Source organism: Salinirubrum litoreum, assembly GCF_020567425.1.
In the GTDB taxonomy this organism is placed as follows: Archaea; Halobacteriota; Halobacteria; order Halobacteriales; family Haloferacaceae; genus Salinirubrum; species Salinirubrum litoreum.
In genome coordinates this window covers 578,078-594,022 of sequence record NZ_JAJCVJ010000002.1, presented here as the reverse complement: position 1 = coordinate 594,022, position 15,945 = coordinate 578,078, and the positions used below count along the sequence as shown (strand labels likewise).

The 15,945-nt window shown below is 68.4% G+C and carries 18 protein-coding genes and 1 pseudogene; 10 read left to right on the top strand and 9 right to left on the bottom strand.

Annotation, left to right across the window (positions count from 1 at the left end; genetic code table 11):
• Nucleotides 1-67: 67 nt before the first annotated feature.
• Nucleotides 68-1,036: an NAD(P)-dependent oxidoreductase gene (locus LI337_RS11680; RefSeq protein WP_227230019.1), complete on the top strand. Its 969-nt coding sequence runs from the start codon at nucleotides 68-70 to the stop codon at nucleotides 1,034-1,036.
• Between the two features lie 39 nt (nucleotides 1,037-1,075).
• Here LI337_RS11680 and LI337_RS11675 read toward each other — a convergent pair whose 3' ends face one another.
• Nucleotides 1,076-1,681, bottom strand: a complete 606-nt coding sequence (locus LI337_RS11675) for a DUF6663 family protein (RefSeq protein WP_227230018.1) — start codon at nucleotides 1,679-1,681, stop codon at nucleotides 1,076-1,078.
• Between the two features lie 142 nt (nucleotides 1,682-1,823).
• Nucleotides 1,824-2,750: a D-2-hydroxyacid dehydrogenase gene (gene ddh / locus LI337_RS11670; RefSeq protein ID WP_227230017.1), complete on the bottom strand. Its 927-nt coding sequence runs from the start codon at nucleotides 2,748-2,750 to the stop codon at nucleotides 1,824-1,826.
• A 302-nt stretch (nucleotides 2,751-3,052) separates the two neighbouring features.
• On the opposite strand from ddh, the gene LI337_RS11665 reads away from it, so the two are divergent.
• Entirely contained in the window at nucleotides 3,053-3,196 is a 144-nt protein-coding gene (locus tag LI337_RS11665; protein WP_227230016.1) for a hypothetical protein, read from the top strand.
• A gap of 59 nt (nucleotides 3,197-3,255) precedes the next feature.
• Nucleotides 3,256-3,645, top strand: a pseudogene (locus LI337_RS11660) (DUF7383 domain-containing protein); the annotation flags it as partial.
• Between the two features lie 905 nt (nucleotides 3,646-4,550).
• On the opposite strand, the gene LI337_RS11655 reads toward LI337_RS11660, so the two are convergent.
• Both LI337_RS11655 and LI337_RS11650 read right to left on the bottom strand, forming a co-directional pair.
• A complete protein-coding gene (locus LI337_RS11655) occupies nucleotides 4,551-5,309 on the bottom strand; it encodes a 4-phosphopantoate--beta-alanine ligase (RefSeq protein WP_227230014.1) in 759 nt (252 codons plus the stop codon).
• A 51-nt stretch (nucleotides 5,310-5,360) separates the two neighbouring features.
• Complete coding sequence (locus tag LI337_RS11650) at nucleotides 5,361-6,203, bottom strand: pantoate kinase (protein WP_227230013.1); 843 nt, start codon at nucleotides 6,201-6,203, stop codon at nucleotides 5,361-5,363.
• A gap of 132 nt (nucleotides 6,204-6,335) precedes the next feature.
• On the opposite strand from LI337_RS11650, the gene LI337_RS11645 reads away from it, so the two are divergent.
• A complete protein-coding gene (locus LI337_RS11645) occupies nucleotides 6,336-6,983 on the top strand; it encodes a TetR/AcrR family transcriptional regulator (RefSeq protein ID WP_227230012.1) in 648 nt (215 codons plus the stop codon).
• A 202-nt stretch (nucleotides 6,984-7,185) separates the two neighbouring features.
• Here LI337_RS11645 and LI337_RS11640 read toward each other — a convergent pair whose 3' ends face one another.
• Entirely contained in the window at nucleotides 7,186-7,809 is a 624-nt protein-coding gene (locus LI337_RS11640; RefSeq protein ID WP_227230011.1) for a cyclase family protein, read from the bottom strand.
• A 125-nt stretch (nucleotides 7,810-7,934) separates the two neighbouring features.
• Here LI337_RS11640 and LI337_RS11635 point away from each other — a divergent pair, with 125 nt between their 5' ends.
• The 6 genes from LI337_RS11635 to LI337_RS11610 all read left to right on the top strand — a co-directional run bounded on the left by LI337_RS11635 (nucleotide 7,935) and on the right by LI337_RS11610 (nucleotide 11,143).
• Complete coding sequence (locus tag LI337_RS11635) at nucleotides 7,935-8,114, top strand: hypothetical protein (protein ID WP_227230010.1); 180 nt, start codon at nucleotides 7,935-7,937, stop codon at nucleotides 8,112-8,114.
• Nucleotides 8,115-8,227: 113 nt separating this feature from the next.
• On the top strand, nucleotides 8,228-9,457 hold the full coding sequence (locus tag LI337_RS11630) for a translation initiation factor IF-2 subunit gamma (protein WP_345777768.1): 1,230 nt from the start codon (nucleotides 8,228-8,230) through the stop codon (nucleotides 9,455-9,457).
• Between the two features lie 14 nt (nucleotides 9,458-9,471).
• A complete protein-coding gene (locus LI337_RS11625; RefSeq protein ID WP_380700213.1) occupies nucleotides 9,472-9,840 on the top strand; it encodes a type II toxin-antitoxin system VapC family toxin in 369 nt (122 codons plus the stop codon).
• A 1-nt stretch (nucleotide 9,841) separates the two neighbouring features.
• Nucleotides 9,842-10,414 (top strand): DNA-directed RNA polymerase, encoded by a 573-nt coding sequence (locus LI337_RS11620; protein ID WP_227230007.1) that lies wholly within the window; start codon nucleotides 9,842-9,844, stop codon nucleotides 10,412-10,414.
• Complete coding sequence (gene spt4 / locus LI337_RS11615; protein WP_227230006.1) at nucleotides 10,414-10,611, top strand: transcription elongation factor subunit Spt4; 198 nt, start codon at nucleotides 10,414-10,416, stop codon at nucleotides 10,609-10,611. Before LI337_RS11620 ends, spt4 begins: the two co-directional genes overlap by 1 nt.
• 4 nt (nucleotides 10,612-10,615) lie before the next feature.
• On the top strand, nucleotides 10,616-11,143 hold the full coding sequence (locus LI337_RS11610; RefSeq protein ID WP_227230005.1) for a GTP-dependent dephospho-CoA kinase family protein: 528 nt from the start codon (nucleotides 10,616-10,618) through the stop codon (nucleotides 11,141-11,143).
• A gap of 33 nt (nucleotides 11,144-11,176) precedes the next feature.
• Here LI337_RS11610 and LI337_RS11605 read toward each other — a convergent pair whose 3' ends face one another.
• From LI337_RS11605 to pyrG, 4 genes are all read right to left on the bottom strand, one after another.
• Nucleotides 11,177-11,497 carry a cupin domain-containing protein gene (locus LI337_RS11605; protein ID WP_227230004.1) on the bottom strand — a complete coding sequence of 107 codons (321 nt, stop codon included), beginning with the start codon at nucleotides 11,495-11,497 and terminating at the stop codon, nucleotides 11,177-11,179.
• A gap of 965 nt (nucleotides 11,498-12,462) precedes the next feature.
• The gene (locus LI337_RS11600) at nucleotides 12,463-12,789 is read right to left on the bottom strand and encodes a DUF7126 family protein (protein WP_227230003.1); all 327 of its coding nucleotides are present in this window, start codon (nucleotides 12,787-12,789) and stop codon (nucleotides 12,463-12,465) included.
• A 4-nt stretch (nucleotides 12,790-12,793) separates the two neighbouring features.
• Nucleotides 12,794-13,711, bottom strand: a complete 918-nt coding sequence (guaA, locus tag LI337_RS11595) for a glutamine-hydrolyzing GMP synthase (RefSeq protein WP_227230002.1) — start codon at nucleotides 13,709-13,711, stop codon at nucleotides 12,794-12,796.
• Nucleotides 13,708-15,393, bottom strand: a complete 1,686-nt coding sequence (pyrG, locus tag LI337_RS11590) for a CTP synthase (protein ID WP_227230001.1) — start codon at nucleotides 15,391-15,393, stop codon at nucleotides 13,708-13,710. Before pyrG ends, guaA begins: the two co-directional genes overlap by 4 nt.
• Between the last annotated feature and the right edge of the window lie 552 nt (nucleotides 15,394-15,945).

Sequence of the window (15,945 nt, the reverse complement as noted above, 5' to 3'; positions counted from 1 at the left end):
CGCGGTGACACCACACCCCCGACGCTACGGGACGAGGTTCAAGTAGGTTCAGCAGAGATGTTTACTCATGCCCGAGTTCGAAGTCGTGGCGAGCGACGACCCGATGCTGGACCCCAAGGGACTGCGCGCGGTGCTCGGTACCGACACCGACCTCTCCGTCGCCGACCTGCGCTCGACCGACGCGCTGGTGGCGGCATGCGAGGGTGCCGACGCGGTCGTGACCGACGTGTCGACGCCGGTCCCGCGTGAGGCGATCGAACGCCTCTCGCTGTCGGTGATCGGGCGGGCCGGCGTCGGCGTGGACAACATCGACGTGGCCGCCGCCGCCGAGGCGGACGTGACGGTCGTCCACGTGCCGGACTACTGCACCGACGAGGTGGCGACCCACTCGTTGACGCTCCTGTTGTCGACGCTCCGGGGCGTCGCCAGTTACGACCGACAGGTCGCGGGCGGCGGGTGGGGTTGGGAGGACGGCCGAGCGGTCCACCGCCTCCACGGGTCGTCGGTCGGTATCGTCTCCTTCGGACCGATCGCCCGCAGGTTCGCCGGACTGCTCTCGGGCTTCGACGTCGACGTGCTCGCCAGCGACCCCTTCGTGGACGCCGAGACGATGGCCGACCACGGCGTGACGAAGCGGAGCTACGAGGCGATGGTCGACGAGGTCGACCACCTCGTCTCGCTCGCGCCGCTGACGCCCGAGACGCGCGGGATGGTCGGTGCAGAGACCTTCGCGGCACTGCCGGAGCACGCCGTCGTCGTCAACACCGGGCGCGGCGGTGTCGTGGACGAGGCGGCGCTCGCCGAGGCGCTGGACGCGGGCGAGATCGGTGCGGCGGGACTGGACGTGTTAGACGAGGAACCGCCCCACGACTCGCCGGTCGTCGGGAGAGACGACGTGATCGTGACGCCACACGCCGGCTGGTACTCGGTGCAGGCGCGCGACGAACTGAACCGTGACGTGGGCCAGTACGTCGCCGAGGCCCTGCGCGGCGAGCGACCGGAGGGGTGGATCGACCCGAGCGCCGAGTGGCTGTGAGTCGAGGTGGACGACACAACAGTTCCGACGGGGGACTCCTCAGTCGTGTAGGTCGTAGGTGTCCCGTATCGTCCGGTCGAGCAGGCCGTCCTGCGTGAAGACGATGTAGACGACGAGAAACGGTTCGTCGGCCGGTCGCAGGACGAAGATGGCCCGACCCTCGTCGTCGTCTCTGCCCTCCTCGACGCGCTGGAGGAGCGGTTCCAGTGGCAGCACGCCGCTCCGGAACTCCTCGAACAGGTCGCGCGCGCCGGGTTGCTCGGCGAAGACGTACAGCACGCCGTTCGGTTCCCCGTCGGTGTCGCGGGTCACGCGGGAGTTCATCCCCTCGCCGTCCGCCTCGGCGGTGTACCACGTCTCCTTCGCGGCCTCGAAGATACCGGTGACGTCGTCGGCGAAGGTGAGTTCGTCCCGGCGTTCGACCGAGAGGTCGGCGAATCGTGGGTCGCCGTCCTCTGACCAGCGGAGCGTCGCGTCGATCAGGTAGCCCGGTCGGAGGTCCGCGACCGCGTCGCCCAGCACGCCGTCGTACCCCTCGGTGGCGACGTACACCGGGTCGAACTCCTCGTGGTCGAGGAGCAGGAGTTCGGTTCGGTCGCGAGGGCTCGCCAGCACCCGGAAGCGCCCGCTGGTCTCCAGTTCCATGCTCCCGGCTTCGCGCGGCGGACTGATAAGGCTCTCCGACTCGGTCGGCGAGGCCGGCACGGGCGATGTCGTCGGACGGTCGACGCGGCCGGCATGCGGGGGCACGGTCGGACGGTCGATGCGGCCGACGGGACCGGCCGACTCAGGCCACGCGGTTGACCATCGACTCGTCGGCCCGCAGGCGTTCGACGTTCTGCCGCAGGAGGTCGGCGATGTCCTCGTGGTAGCGGTTCGTCATCGCCGCCGAGTGCGGCGTCACCAGCACCTCGTCGTACTCCCACAGCGGCGAGTCGGCGGGCAGTGGCTCTTCGACGAAGGTGTCCAGCATCGCCCCGGCGATCCACTCCTCGGCGAGTGCCTGCTGGAGGGCCTCCTCGTCCACGACCGCGCCACGCGCGACGTTCACGAGGTAGGCGTCGTCGGGCATCGCGCGGAGTTCGGCCTCCCCGATCAGCCCCCGCGTCTCGTCGGTCAGCGGGGTGGCGAGGGCGACGAACCGGGCGTCCGCGATTGCTTCGTGGAGGTCGTCCGGGCGGTAGACCCGGCGGACGCCCGGTACGGACTCCCCGGAGCGCCGGACGCCGACCACGTCCATCCCCAGCGCGTCGGCGCGTTCGGCGATACCGCGCCCGAGCGTCCCGAGACCGACGACGCAGAGTCGTTCCCCCGAGAGCGTGAACGGTGTCTCGTAGGGTTCGTCGTGCCAGCGGGACTCGCGCTGGGCGTCGCGGTAGACGTGGAGTCGGCGGGCCAGCGCGAGCATCCCGCCGAGGGCGGTCTCCCCGACCGTGGTGCCGTGGATCCCGGTCGAGTTCGTCAGCGCGGTGCCCGCCGCCTCGTACTCGGCGACGGGGAACTCGTCGTAGCCGGCCCGGATGCAGTGGACCCAGTCGGCGTCTCGGAAGCCGGGTCGCGGGCCGAAGGCGGCGACTGCATCGCCGGGACCGAGTTCGGGGTCGCCGGCGGCGGTCTCGACCGGAACCGGGAGGTCGGCGAGTGACTCGACGAGGCTTTCGACCGGCATGGCCTTCCCGACCGACTCGTGGACGACGAGGCGTGAGAGGTGCATGTCGGAGGTGTTCGGGAGGGGGTGGTTTCGGTGTTGTTCTCCCGGCGGGACGTGCGGGTGAACGGGTGTGGATCGGTTGGATCGGTTGGCGCTATGGACTCGGGTGAACCGGGTGGCACCGAGTGGTGAAAGCCCCCGGCCGCTCGACCCTCTGCGGCTCCGTGCGCGCTTCCCTCGGGCTGGCGGGGCACGCCCACCAGCCCGGCTGACTGGCCCGGTGACGCGAGCACTCGGGGGGTTCCGGCCAGCCACACCGGTTGGGCAAAGCTTCTTATCCCGAGGCGACCTCTCCATGCGTGACAATGCCTGACACGAAAGCTGGCCGGGAGCGGAAGGGTCGCAACAAGCGCGAACAGCTCGAGACGCGCGTGACTCGTCGGGAGGTCGAGACGCTGGACACAGAGATGGAACTACCGGAGTTCGGCGAGGAGTCCGAGGAGTCGTAGGTCAGCGAGTGCCGCGGTCGGTCGTCGTACTTATACTGCTTCCCCGAGTACCGGCAGGTGTGCGATTTCGCGCGAACTACGCTGTCGTCTACGTCGGGGCACAGCTCGGACCCGAGGACCGGTCGCTCGGACTCGACTGGGCGGACCCAGTCGGTGACGAGACTGCGGTCTACGAGTTCGAGGTGCCGACCGACGACACCCACGAGCCCTTCGTCGGCCTCCAGGCGTTCGACGTGGGCAGTTACGACCACGAGATCGAGATCAACGGCGAGACGCTCTCCGGGTTCGACATCCCGCCGAACGACGGCTGGCAGTACTGGGTCGACAGCCTCACCGGCGCGTCGCTCCACGAGGGCACGAACACGATTCAGATTCGCCGTGACCCGGGCGCCGACGACGCCTTCGCCATCGGCACGGTTCGCATCCACTGGAAGGAGGCTGTGGGAGACGAGGCGGACGAGTCGGCCGGGGAGGCGGTGAGCGAGGTCGACGCGAGTGAGAGCGATGCGACCGACGTCGACCCCGAGGAGACCGAGGAAGTCGTCGAAACGAACACCGCGATGTTCGATGACTCCGGCGACGAGTGACGAGAAGATGGGTGTGGAGTGGGTTCTAGCGTCAGTGCTGTAGTTCCGCGTTACGACCGAGTGTGGATCGGAAACTGGGACGAGAACGACGCCGTAGACTGCGACAGCACCGCGACTGCATCCTCGACCGCGACCGCCACTGTTGCTAGCGCATGGAACCGCACCCACAACCGCGACAGTACCGCTACTCGTCGTAGCGCGCCTCCCAGCGGAACCGCAAGCACACTGCAGACGGCGACCGCACTGCACAGCACCGCACCTCGGTCCTCCCCAGCCTCGTGACGCTCTCCGCACCGCCCGCGTCACTCCCTCGCGCGCATTTCTCGCGCGCGCCGGCCGCCAACAGCACCGCGACCGTCGAATTGAGAATCCTGCTCGCACCGGATTTACCAGTCGAGTGGGCTGGCGCGACACCTCGGCGGCGTGGGGCCGCCTCGGGCACCACACCTCGGCGGCGTGAGGCCGCCTCGGGCACGCCGACGGTCGCAGGGAGGAACTCTCGCTGAGACCGACTGGTCCACCGGGAGTTGTGTGCACTCTCACAGATCGGGCGGGACTGAAAGGGGCCGGCGTCTCTCGTCATCACGAGAGAGCTTCGTTCTCTCGAACGACAGGAAGTCGCGGGCGTCTTCGTGAAGGACCGAACGAAGGCTTGTCAGAGCGTGCCGCTGACGGTGGTCGAGACGCCGGGGGCTTGCACCGCTCGTCGTCTGCAACTCACTCGGCTGGGGTGTCTCCGACTCGTTCGACAGAACACCGTCTACAGCTTACTCCAAGTCACCACTCCGGATCGCCTCCTCTGCCGCCCGAAGCGCCTCCTCGGCGTCGAACGTCGCCACGATCTCCCGCAGTTCTGCCTCGGTCACGTCCTGCAGTTCTCGCGCGTGCCGCGCGATATTCGGGATCGCCCGGATGATGTTGTCCACGATGGGCACCGCCGCCGACTGCGCCGACCGCGACAGCGGGTTCAGGTCGATGACGATCTCGGTCTTCCCCATCGCGGCCAGCGCTTCGGCGCGGTCGCCGTCCTCCAGCGGGACGACCACCACGTCCGCCGCGCCGATCCCGTCGGCGTCGACCTTCGCGCGCTCGTGAGAGAGGCCCGGAATCCGGCCGTCGGCCGTGAGTCCCTTCGGGTCCGTGACGCCGTGTTCGCGCAGGTGGTCCGCGATGGCCTGCATTCGCTCGTCCGTCCGGTTGAACAGGTTCACCTCCACCTCCGCACCGACCGCCTCGGCGAGGTCGGCGATCTCGCCGGGCACGAGCGCGGCGACGTTCCCGTTGACCGACAACACCGGGTGGTCGGCGAGAAGCAAGTGCGCGGCCGCGGCGCGAGCGGCGGCGTCCGCGCTCTCGGTCGTCTCCTCGCCGAGCAGGTAGTCGAACGCCTCGCCGCGTCCCTCGGCGATGAGCCCCTGTTTCGAGGTGATCCCCTGCTCGACGCCGGCCTCGATCCGGTGGCGCGTCAGCAGCGACTCGTACCGGGGGTGGTCTGCCGGCACGTCGATCTCGCTCGTCTCGGTCATACCGCTCAGTGGTCGGCCGTCGGAGAAAAGTCGGTCGGATCGGCCGCCTGTCTACTCCCGTCCGCCCGCGACCAGCGACGCGCCGGCGTGGTGGGTCTCACACACTGCGGGGTCGTACCCGGCGTCGGAGAGACCGCTTTCCAGCGCGAAGACGGTCTGGCCGAGCATCGCCATCGAGGCCTCCCCGCCCGCCTCGCTCACGTCGACGATGGTGTCCCGGACGCGTTCGGTCAGCAGGCCGGCCTCGCGTGCGAACCGCCGGGAGGCGTACATGAACTGCGGGAGCGTCGGTTCGGCGACGACCCGGGAGAGTGCTTCTGTGCCGGCTTGCGACAGCGCGTCGGTGTCGCCGCCGATCACCGTCTCGGTCGAGAGTTCGCCGAAGGCGAGATACTCGACGCGCGTCCGGGCCGGAATCCCGTCCAGCGTCCCCGCCGGCGGGGCCCCCGGTTCGAGTCGAATCGGCAGGCCGCCGCGGGCCTGCGCGACCACGTCGCCGAGTCCCGTGCCGGACTGCACCTCGGCACCGTGTGCGAGCGTCACGAGTTCGTTCTCCGAGAGTTCCGCGTCGAAGACGGCGTTGGCGGTCAGCGCGGTCCCGAGCGCCATCGCGCCGGAGACGCCGAAGCCGGACCCGACCGGCAGGTCGGTCGTGGCGGTCACGCGGGCCGAGACGCCGAGTGCCGAGCACACGCGCTCGACCGGCGGCATCTCGATGCTGGTGTCGTCCAGGTAGACCGCGGTCTCGTCGGCCGGTCGGACCGTCACCTCGACGCCGTCGGTCAGGGTCAGGCCCGCGCCGCGCGACCCGGCCTCGGTGGGGTCGTCGGCAGGGTGGACGCTGAAGAAGCCCGTGACGTGTCCCGGGACGAACGCCGTCGCCTCGTCGGTCATCGCTCGGTGGTGTGTGGCTCTCGCGGTTAAGCGTTGCAGTTCGCGGCCGGTCGCCGTCGCTGGGTGCCGCCGTGTCGACCCTGCCTCGGCGCGGTCGGGAGACCTAAGCGGGCCGGCCTGCAAGACGGCGGTATGTCGAACGACGCCACGGGGACCGACGAGGGGGTCGCCGACCTCCCGGACGCGGCACGCGCGGAGATCGCCCGCTCGGTTCGGTCGGCGCTGGCGAAACACGGCTACGCGGACCTGACGACGAAACAGGTCGCCGCCGAGTCCGCAAAGAGCGAGGCGTTCTTCTTCTACCACTGTGACTCGAAGGCGGAACTGATCCTCGTCTTCTTGGACTGGGCGGCCGAGTACTCGCTCGGGCGACTCGAATCGGTCGCCGACGACCCGGACCCGGCGCGGCGGCTCTACCGGGCCTGTGACGTACTTCTGGGCGACCCCTCGGACGACCTCCAGCGCGGGACCTACGTGGCGATCATGGAACTGCTGGCCCACGCGGCCCACGACGAGGCCTTTGCCGAGCGCCTGACGCGCTACGAGCGCCGGGTGCTCGACGACGTCGCGGGGTTCGTGCGCGACGGGATCGAGTCGGGCGACTTCCGGGACGTGGCTCCGGAGCAGGTCGCCGGCGTCGTCCTGATGACGGCCGACGGGACCGCCGGCGCGGTGATGGCGCTCGGGATGGCCGACGTGGGCGCGAACGTGCGTGCCGGCGTGTTCGAGTATCTGGACCGCGTGGTGCTGGCGGAGGGGCGCGAGCGACCGGAGTGGTGAGAACACACCGCGTGTTGCGGTTGTCCTAACGGCCTCAGTGACCCCGTCACTGCCCGCACCCGGAATCCGACAGGACGCGATCTGCTGGCGACCGACACCGAGCAGTGGTCGAGACTGCCGGGGGCTTTCACCCCTCGTCGTCCGCAACCAATGCAGCCGAGTGCTCCCCGATCGAGTCCACCGAATTTCCTCCGTCGTACCGTCACCACTCGGCGACGACCCGAACCGGCGAGCCGTCCACACCCAGCACCGGCAGCGCCCGAACCGCGAAGCGCGCCGGCAGCCCCGAGAGGTTCGTCACGTTCTCGATCACGAGACAGTCCGCACCCAGCAGCGCGTGGTGGGCCGGCAACGCCGCGTCGCCGAAGGGGTCCGGACTCGGCGTGTCGAGCGCCACCGCCAGCACACGCTCGGCACACCACGCGGCCGCGCCCGGCGCGAGGTACGGGTGGTCGAGATACGCGTCGGTGTCCCAGTGGTCGGCCCAGCCAGTCCGGACGACCAGCAGGTCACGGTCCGCCACGTCCGTCTCCAGTCCCGCAGATCGCAGATCCGCCACCTCGACTGCCTCGCCAGCGCCGACACCCCGGCAGTCGGCCAGTCGCGCGTCGAACCGGAAGCGTTCGACCGGGTAGTCCGCGAGCGTCTTCCCGCCCGGATCGACGTGTGCCGGGGCGTCGACGTGCGTGCCGGTGTGGCTCCCGAGTGACAGCGACGTGACGCGGTAGCCGTCCGACTCGTGAGTCGCGTGGGGCGTCAGCGACACCGCCGGGTCGCCGGGGTAGGTCGGCATCCCGGTCCGGATCGGGTGTGAGAGGTCCTGCACGGGCGGGCGTTCCCGCCGGGCGGACAAAAATACACCCCGGTCGCCCGAGCGATGACCGCCACGCACTTGTCGGCCCCCCGAGCGAGGACCGCCACGCACTTGTCGGTGTCCTGCGACCCGTGAGTATGGATCGGTGGGCGCTGGTGTCGCTGGTGTGTGTCGGCTGTGCGCTGGCCGCGATGGTCGGCGTCTCCGCCGGGGTGGTCCCGCAACCGTCGTTCACCGAACCGGTGTGGTACGGACTGCTGGTGCTCGTGGTCGGCTACTGGCTGGCGTTCGTCCGGTGGGCCGGCGGCGAGGAGTGAGCCGCGTCGGTGACGCCCCTCGGTAGCGTCTCACACGCGCACGCGGCGAGAACAGCAACTTTATCAGCGGCACGGGACCAATCTCACCCAAGATTACTCTCAGGAGGTCAATGGTGACTGAAACACAGACACAACCGGAGGTGAACATCGGACTCGTCGGCCACGTGGATCACGGGAAGACGACACTCGTGCAGGCGTTGAGTGGGTCGTGGACCGACCAGCACAGCGAGGAGATGAAACGCGGAATCTCGATCCGACTGGGCTACGCGGACGCGACGTTCCGCAAGTGCCCGGGCGTCGAGGCACCCGACTGCTACACGGTCGAGGAGGAGTGCCCGGACGGTTCGGCGAGCGAGGTCGTCCGCACGGTCTCGTTCGTGGACGCGCCGGGTCACGAGACCCTGATGGCGACGATGCTGTCGGGCGCGGCGATCATGGACGGTGCCGTCCTCGTCGTCTCGGCGACCGAGGAGGTGCCACAGGCGCAGACCGAAGAACACCTGATGGCGCTCGACATCATCGGCATCGACAACATCGTCATCGCCCAGAACAAGGTCGACCTCGTCGACCGCGACCGGGCGGTCCGCAACTACGAGCAGATCAAGGAGTTCGTGGAGGGGACCGTCGCGGAGGACGCCCCCATCGTCCCGATCAGCGCCCAGCAGGACGTCAACATGGACCTGCTGATCGACGCGATCGAGCGCGAGATCCCGACGCCGGACCGCGATCCGGACGCGGATCCACGGCTCCACGTCGCGCGCAGTTTCGACATCAACCGACCGGGGACGACGTGGGAGAACCTCTCCGGCGGCGTCGTCGGCGGGAGCCTCGTGCAGGGCGAACTGTCGGTCGGCGACGACATCGAGATCCGTCCCGGCCGCGAGGTCGAGGAGGGCGGCCAGTCCGAGTGGCAGTCCATCGAGAGCGAGGTGCGCTCGCTCCAGTCCGGTGGTTCCCAGTCCGAGACGGTCCGCCCCGGCGGACTGGTCGGCGTCGGCACCGGTCTCGACCCGAGTCTCACGAAGGGTGACGCGCTGGCGGGACAGGTCGCGGGGCACCCCGGCCACCTCCCGCCGACGTGGGATGGCTTCGAGATGTCGGTCGAACTGCTCGAACGCGTGGTCGGTGGCACCGACGAGATCGAACCGATCTCGACCGGCGAACCGCTGATGCTCACGGTGGGGACCGCGACGACCGTCGGCGCGGTCACCAGCGCGCGCGGCGACGAGTGTGAGGTGAACCTGAAGCGGCCGGTCTGTGCGCCACCGGGCGCGAAGATCGCCATCAACCGCCGCGTCGGCGCGCGCTGGCGGCTGATCGGCATCGGCACCTTACAGGACTGATGGTGACGGTCGCCGTGGACACGAACGCGCTGATGCTGCCGGTCGAGGGTGACGTGCGGGTCTTCGAGGAACTCGACCGACTGGTCGGCCCGACCGACCTCGTGACGCCGACCGCCGTCGTCGCCGAGTTGGAGAAACTCTCGGCGTCCGGCGGCGAGGAGGGTGTCGCAGCCAGCGTGGGACTGGACCTGGCGACCGACCGCTGTACTGCGGTGGAGACGGAGGCATCGTACGCCGACGACGCGGTCGTGGAACTCGCCACGTCGGGCGAGGTCGACTACGTCGTCACGAACGACAGACCCCTGCGGGACCGCCTGCTCGAACGCGGCGTACGGGTAATCGGTTTAAGGGGTCGGAACACACTGGCAATCACACAACCTTAGCATGTACAAACGGGTACGACTCAAAGACACGGTGGAGGTGCCGCCGGAGCACCTCGCGGACGTGACGCCGGAGCGAGTCAAACGACTCCTCCAAGACAAACTCGAAGGACGGATGGACGAGGACGTGGGGAGCGTCGTCAGCGTCGTGAAGGTCCACGACGTGGGTGAGGGCGCGGTCCTGCCGAGCAGGCCCGGCGTCTACTACGAGGCGGAGTTCGACGCGATCACCTTCGACCCCCAGATGCAGGAGGTCGTCGACGGACAGGTCGTCGAGGTCGTGGAGTTCGGGGCGTTCGTCGGGATCGGTCCCGTCGACGGCCTGCTCCACGTCTCACAGATCTCCGACGAGTACCTCGCTTACGACGGCGAGAACCAGCAACTCGCCTCGACCGAGTCCAACCAGACGCTCGGCGTCGGCGACCCGGTCCGGGTCCGCATCGTCACGAAGAGTATCGACGAGCGCAACCCGCGCGACTCGAAGATCGGCCTGACGGCCAAACAGCCAGGACTCGGCAAGCACGGCTGGCTCGAAGCCGAACGCCAGAAGCGCGAGGCGCAGGCGGAGGGTAACTGATGGCGCAGGATCGACTCGTCTGTCGGGAGTGCCACCGGGTCGTCGATCCCGACGCGAACACCTGTCCGTCGTGTGGCTCCTCCAGTCTCTCGGAGGACTGGGCCGGGCTGGTCATCATCACCCACCCCGAGAAGAGCGAGGTCGCCGAGGGGATGGAAGTGACCGAACCCGGCTCGTACGCGCTGAAGGTCCGGTAGGGCGATGCTCCGACTCCCCGACGATCTGCGCGGGGCGTTCAAAGAGCCGTTCGGCCCGGTCTACACCGACGCCGAGCGACTGCTCGCGGACGCCGGTACGCCCCTCGTCGCGGTCGGCGACGTAGTGACGTACCACCTCCGGCAGGCCGGCCACGAACCGCAGGTCGCGGTGATAGACGGGCAGACCGAACGCGAGGCGGTGAGCGACGAGATCGCTCGCGTGCTGGACGGGGAGGCTCACAGAGTCGAAGTCGAGAACGCGCAGGCGACCCTCTCCGAGGACCTCCTCCGGGCGCTGGTCGACGCCCTCGACAGCGCGGAGCCGACCGTGATCGTCGTCGAGGGTGAGGAGGACCTCGCCACTCTGCCGGCGATGGTCGCGGTCCCGACCGGCGGGTCGGTCGTCTACGGCCAACCGGGCGAGGGGATGGTGCTCGTCTCGGTGGACGACGAGGCGAGGAGCGAGGCGCGCGAGTTGCTCCGGAGACTGGACGGCGACAGCGAGGCGGCGCTTTCGACTCTCGAACCCTGATTCTCTCTCTACGCTCGGTCGGTGACCGCCGACTCAGCCACTGCCGGGCATCGGCGCGAGACTCGCTGTGAAGACGACCACCTCGTCGGTGTCGTTGCGCGCGCCGTGTGCCCGTCCGCGTTCGTGGTGGACGACGCCCGGTGCGGTGATCTCCTCTTCTGTGTCGTCCTGCAGGACGGTGACGGTGCCCTCCAGCACGTGGAAGACGTTGGTGCTGTCGCCGTGTTCGTGGGCGGGGAGTTCCGCGCCGGGACCGAGTGCGAACACTTTGACGAGGACGTCGTCGCTGACGACCAGTTCGCCGGAGGCGACTTCGCCGGGGTCTGCGTCGGGGACGTCGTAGCAGTCGAGCATACCGGATGGTCGAGTGGTGGGGGAGTAAACGTTGTGTCGACGTGTGAACTCGGTTGGATGCGTTTTTGCTGTGAAGTCGGTCGGATCGGTCGTCAACAACTCGGTTGGATCGGTCACGTACGACGAGCGGTGAAAGCCCCCGGTCTCTCGACCACTGTCAGAGGCAAGCTCTGACAAGCCTTCGTTCGCAGGCTCACGAAGACCTCCGGGACTCCCCTGCGCGCTTCCCTCGGGAGAGCCGGCAGGCCGGCTCTCCCTCAGTCCAGTGTTGTCGGGTGACCCGAGAGTCGCCCGACTGCTGGCGAGACCTCCGGTCTCGCTCTGTCACCGGCGCGGCGCGCCGGTTTCCAGCGGGACCTCCGGTCCCGCCCGGCTTGCGTCGTCCGGGATGGATCGAGAGACCGGCCCCTTTCAGTCCCACCCGAGATTTGTGTCCCATCCTGTCGCCACTGGTCGTCACCCGGCGTATCGTCTGCTGGTCTTGAATCCGGTCGTCGTAGTAGTCCCCACTCCTCCCCGACTGCTGGCGACGCGGCCTGCGAGCAGGCCTCCACTGTCGTTCCGGCACTGCTCGGTTCCGGTCGCCAGCAGATCGCATCCGCTCGGATTCCGAGGCTGTCGCCGGAATTATCGGATGACGAGTGTCGCGTGAGCCTTCACCTCGAACCCGGCGCGCGCGACTCCGACGCGCGCGAGGGAGCCGGATGCGGGCGGTGCGGAGAGCATCCGGCGAGGCTGGGGAGGACGAGGTGCGGTCACGGTGCTGTGCGGGTGCGGTTCCTCGCGCTACTACTCGCGGCGGTCGCGGTGGCGGATGCTGTTTCAGTCGTGGTTACGGTGGCGGATGCTGTCGGGGTTGCGGTGCGAGTGCCATCACGGCCGTTCACGACGACAGTCCGATCGGCACCACACTCGTCTCGAAACAGGTCGCCGAGTGCTGTTCGCCTACACCCCGACCGAATCCCTCACGCAGTATCGACCAGTTCTTCGGCCACGACATCGACAGACAACAGCGCCGGATCGACCGCCAGATCGGCCTGCCCCTTGGCGAACTCCGGCAGGGAGTCGCGGGCGTACAACACGACCCGGATCTCGGGGTTCGCGTCCTTCGCCACCGGAATCGCGGTCGCGTCACTGGTGTCCGTCAGGACGAACAGGTCCGCCGCCGCGATGCCCGCCGACTTGAGCGTCTCGCCGGTCGCCAGCCCGTCGATCCGTCGTACTTCGACACCCTCGCTCTCGAGAGCCTCGCCCAGTCCGTCCTCGTCCGTGCCTGCGACGATTGCGATCATCGTATCACTCGTACTCGATCGTCGCGGGCGGCTTGTGCGTCACGTCGTAGACCACCCGCGAGACGTTGTCGTTCGTCCCCGTGATGCGACTCTGGATGCGCTGGAGCGTCTCCCACGGCAGTTCCTGCGCGCGGGCCGTCATCCCGTCGCGGCTCTCGACCGACCGCACCGCGACGACCCAGCCGTGGACGCGGTTGTCGCCCTTCACGCCGGTCGCCTTCCCCAGGACCGCGGCGAAGGCCTGCCACGGGTCGTGTTTCGCCACCTCGTCCTCGACGACGTGAGTCGCGTCGCGGGCGACCTCCAACTTCTCTGCGGTCACCTCGCCGACGATCCGGACCGCGAGGCCCGGCCCGGGGAACGGCATGCGCTCGGAGACGACCGATTCGAGGCCGAGTTCGCGGGCGACCTCGCGGACCTCGTCCTTGTAGCGCTCGCGGACCGGTTCGACGATGCCCTCGAAGTCGACCGCGTCCGGCAGGCCGCCGACGTTGTGGTGGGACTTGATGTTCCCCTCCGACTCGATGCGGTCGGGGTAGATGGTCCCCTGCACGAGGTAGTCGGCGTCGGTGTCGCGCGCTTCACGCTCGAACTCGCGGATGAACTGCTCGCCGATGACGTGCCGCTTCTCCTCGGGGTCGGTGACGCCTTCGAGTGCGCCGACGAAGCGGTCCTGCGCCTCGACGATGCGCAGGGAGTCCATGTAGCTGAACGTCTCGCGGATCTGCTCTGTCTCGCCCTTCCGCATCAGGCCGGTGTCGACGTACACCGGCGTCAACTGGTCGCCGATGGCACGGTAGGCGAGGGCGGCCGCGACAGAGGAGTCCACGCCGCCCGACAGCGCGATGATCGCGTTCGCGTCGCCGACCTCTTGTCGAATTTCGGCGGTCGCCTCCTTGATGAACGCTTCGACGTCGATCATCGGGCCTCCACCTCCGTCTCGTCGGCGGTGCTGTCGGCTGGCTCCCCGTCCTCGCGGGCCGCGACGCGGTCCAGCACCGCGTCGACGAGACCGACGAAGGGCGGACTCGCTCGGTCTGGCCGCGACCGAAACTCGGGGTGGAACTGCGTCCCGAGGAAGTACGGGTGGTCGTCGAGTTCGACGATCTCCATCCGACGACCGGCGGTGCCGGAGAAGACGAGGTCGCCAGCTTCGAGGTCGTCGATGTACGCGGGGTTCACCTCGTAACGGTGGCGGTGGCGCTCGGTACAGGCGTCCGCGCCGTAGACCTCGTGTGCGAGGGTGTCCGGCCGGATGTCCGTCTCGTGGGCACCGAGCCGCATCGTCCCGCCCATGTCGTCGAGCTCTTTCTGCTCGGGCAGGAGGTCGATGACCGGGTGTGGCGTCTCGGGGTCGAGTTCCGCAGAATGTGCGCCCTCCAGGCCGAGGACGTTCCGGGCGTACTCCACGACCGCCATCTGGAAGCCGAGACAGAGCCCGAGGAAGGGCACGTCGTTCTCGCGGGCGTACCGGATCGCCTCGATCTTGCCCTCGGTGCCGCGAGAGCCGAAGCCACCCGGCACCACGACGCCGTCCGCCTCGCGGATACGCTCGCGGTGGGCGTCGTGCATCTTGTCGGAGTCACACCACGTGACGGTCACCTCGACGTTGTGTTCGAGGCCGGCGTGTTTCAGCGCCTCGTGGACCGACATGTAGGCGTCTTCGAGGTCGTACTTGCCGACCAGCGCGATCTCCACCTCGCCGGTCTTCTCGCGGGTGACGATCTCGCGCCAGCGGCTGTCGCGCTCCTCGCGGGGGAGCGCCTCGCTCGTCAGGTCGAGTCGCTCCATCACGTACTCGTCGAGTCCCTCCTCTTCGACCATCAGCGGGACGTGGTAGATGTCCTCCACGTCCGGGTTCGAGAACACCGCGTCGGTCGGCACGTCACAGAACAGCGCGATCTTCTCGCGCGTGTCGGGGTCGAGTTTGTTCGTCGAGCGCCCGACGAGGATGTCCGGCTGGAGCCCGATGCTCCGCAGTTCCTTCACGGAGTGCTGGGTCGGCTTCGTCTTCTGCTCGCCGTTCTTCGAGTACGGAACCAGCGTGACGTGGGTGAAGAGGATGTCGCCGTCGTCCTCCTCGTGGGCGAACTGCCGGAGGGCTTCGAGGTACGGCATCCCCTCGATGTCGCCCACGGTGCCGCCGACCTCGACGATGCAGACGTCGGAGCCCTCCGCCGCCTCGCGGACTCGACGCTTGATGTCGTCGGTGACGTGCGGGATGATCTGGACGGTCTTCCCGAGGTAGTCGCCGGCGCGTTCCTTCTCGATGACCTGCTTGTAGACCTTCCCGGTCGTGACGTTGTGGTCGGAGGTCATGTCGGTCCCGAGGAAGCGCTCGTAGTTCCCCAGGTCGAGGTCGACCTCGCCGCCGTCCTTCAGGACGTACACCTCCCCGTGCTGGTAGGGGTTCATCGTCCCGGCATCGACGTTGAGGTACGGGTCGATCTTGACTGCCGTCACGTCGAAGCCGGCGTTGGCCAGTAGTCTCCCGGTGCTGGCGGCCGTGATTCCCTTGCCCAGCCCGGACATCACACCCCCGGTCACGAAAACGAACTTCCGACCCAGATCCGGGTCGTACCCTGTCTCGGGTTCCGTCGGCATACCGAGTGTGTGCGAGGCCCGTTGAAAACGGTTTCGGAGCGCGCAACGCCGTGGTGCGGATCACCACACGACGCCGGGATGGACTGTCCCGGATTCCGAGAGATGGTGTCTCCTTCCGATCGCCAGCGGTCGGGGACGGTCACCGGCCGTCCGTCACGACCGACCCCTCGGCGTTCACGCCACAGACCGACCCACCAGCGTCCCAGCCCACTCACGGCGGACTCGACACGCCCCGACGGTCGCAGAAAAAGGTGAGTGTCGCCCGCGCCACGTCGCGTCTAGACGAAGTTGTCAGACACGTCGCCGACGTCCGCCCGACAGAACGGACAGCGATAGCGCGTGTTGAACCCACTCGACTGTGCCACGGTCTTCGCTTCGAGTTCGTGCATCCCGATGTCCCGGCCACAGTCTGAGCAATGAACTTTCGGCACATTCGAGCCACACTGTCACACACATTTAAACTCTTCGCACCGTGTCAACGCTTCACAACGAAGGCCGCGCGCCTGCGGGCGGTTCCCGCCGGAGCGACGCCATCGAACCCCGTCGACGCCA

Coding starts and splice junctions, on each gene's coding strand:
- LI337_RS11605 (WP_227230004.1), bottom strand. CDS start 11,497: ATGCTCGACTGCTACGACGTCCCCGACGCAGACCCCGGCGAAGTCGCC.
- LI337_RS11600 (WP_227230003.1), bottom strand. CDS start 12,789: ATGATCGCAATCGTCGCAGGCACGGACGAGGACGGACTGGGCGAGGCT.
- LI337_RS11635 (WP_227230010.1), top strand. CDS start 7,935: ATGGATCGGTGGGCGCTGGTGTCGCTGGTGTGTGTCGGCTGTGCGCTG.
- LI337_RS11680 (WP_227230019.1), top strand. CDS start 68: ATGCCCGAGTTCGAAGTCGTGGCGAGCGACGACCCGATGCTGGACCCC.
- LI337_RS11665 (WP_227230016.1), top strand. CDS start 3,053: ATGCCTGACACGAAAGCTGGCCGGGAGCGGAAGGGTCGCAACAAGCGC.
- LI337_RS11675 (WP_227230018.1), bottom strand. CDS start 1,681: ATGGAACTGGAGACCAGCGGGCGCTTCCGGGTGCTGGCGAGCCCTCGC.
- LI337_RS11610 (WP_227230005.1), top strand. CDS start 10,616: ATGCTCCGACTCCCCGACGATCTGCGCGGGGCGTTCAAAGAGCCGTTC.
- spt4 (WP_227230006.1), top strand. CDS start 10,414: ATGGCGCAGGATCGACTCGTCTGTCGGGAGTGCCACCGGGTCGTCGAT.
- guaA (WP_227230002.1), bottom strand. CDS start 13,711: ATGATCGACGTCGAAGCGTTCATCAAGGAGGCGACCGCCGAAATTCGA.
- LI337_RS11655 (WP_227230014.1), bottom strand. CDS start 5,309: ATGACCGAGACGAGCGAGATCGACGTGCCGGCAGACCACCCCCGGTAC.
- LI337_RS11645 (WP_227230012.1), top strand. CDS start 6,336: ATGTCGAACGACGCCACGGGGACCGACGAGGGGGTCGCCGACCTCCCG.
- pyrG (WP_227230001.1), bottom strand. CDS start 15,393: ATGCCGACGGAACCCGAGACAGGGTACGACCCGGATCTGGGTCGGAAG.
- LI337_RS11620 (WP_227230007.1), top strand. CDS start 9,842: ATGTACAAACGGGTACGACTCAAAGACACGGTGGAGGTGCCGCCGGAG.
- ddh (WP_227230017.1), bottom strand. CDS start 2,750: ATGCACCTCTCACGCCTCGTCGTCCACGAGTCGGTCGGGAAGGCCATG.
- LI337_RS11650 (WP_227230013.1), bottom strand. CDS start 6,203: ATGACCGACGAGGCGACGGCGTTCGTCCCGGGACACGTCACGGGCTTC.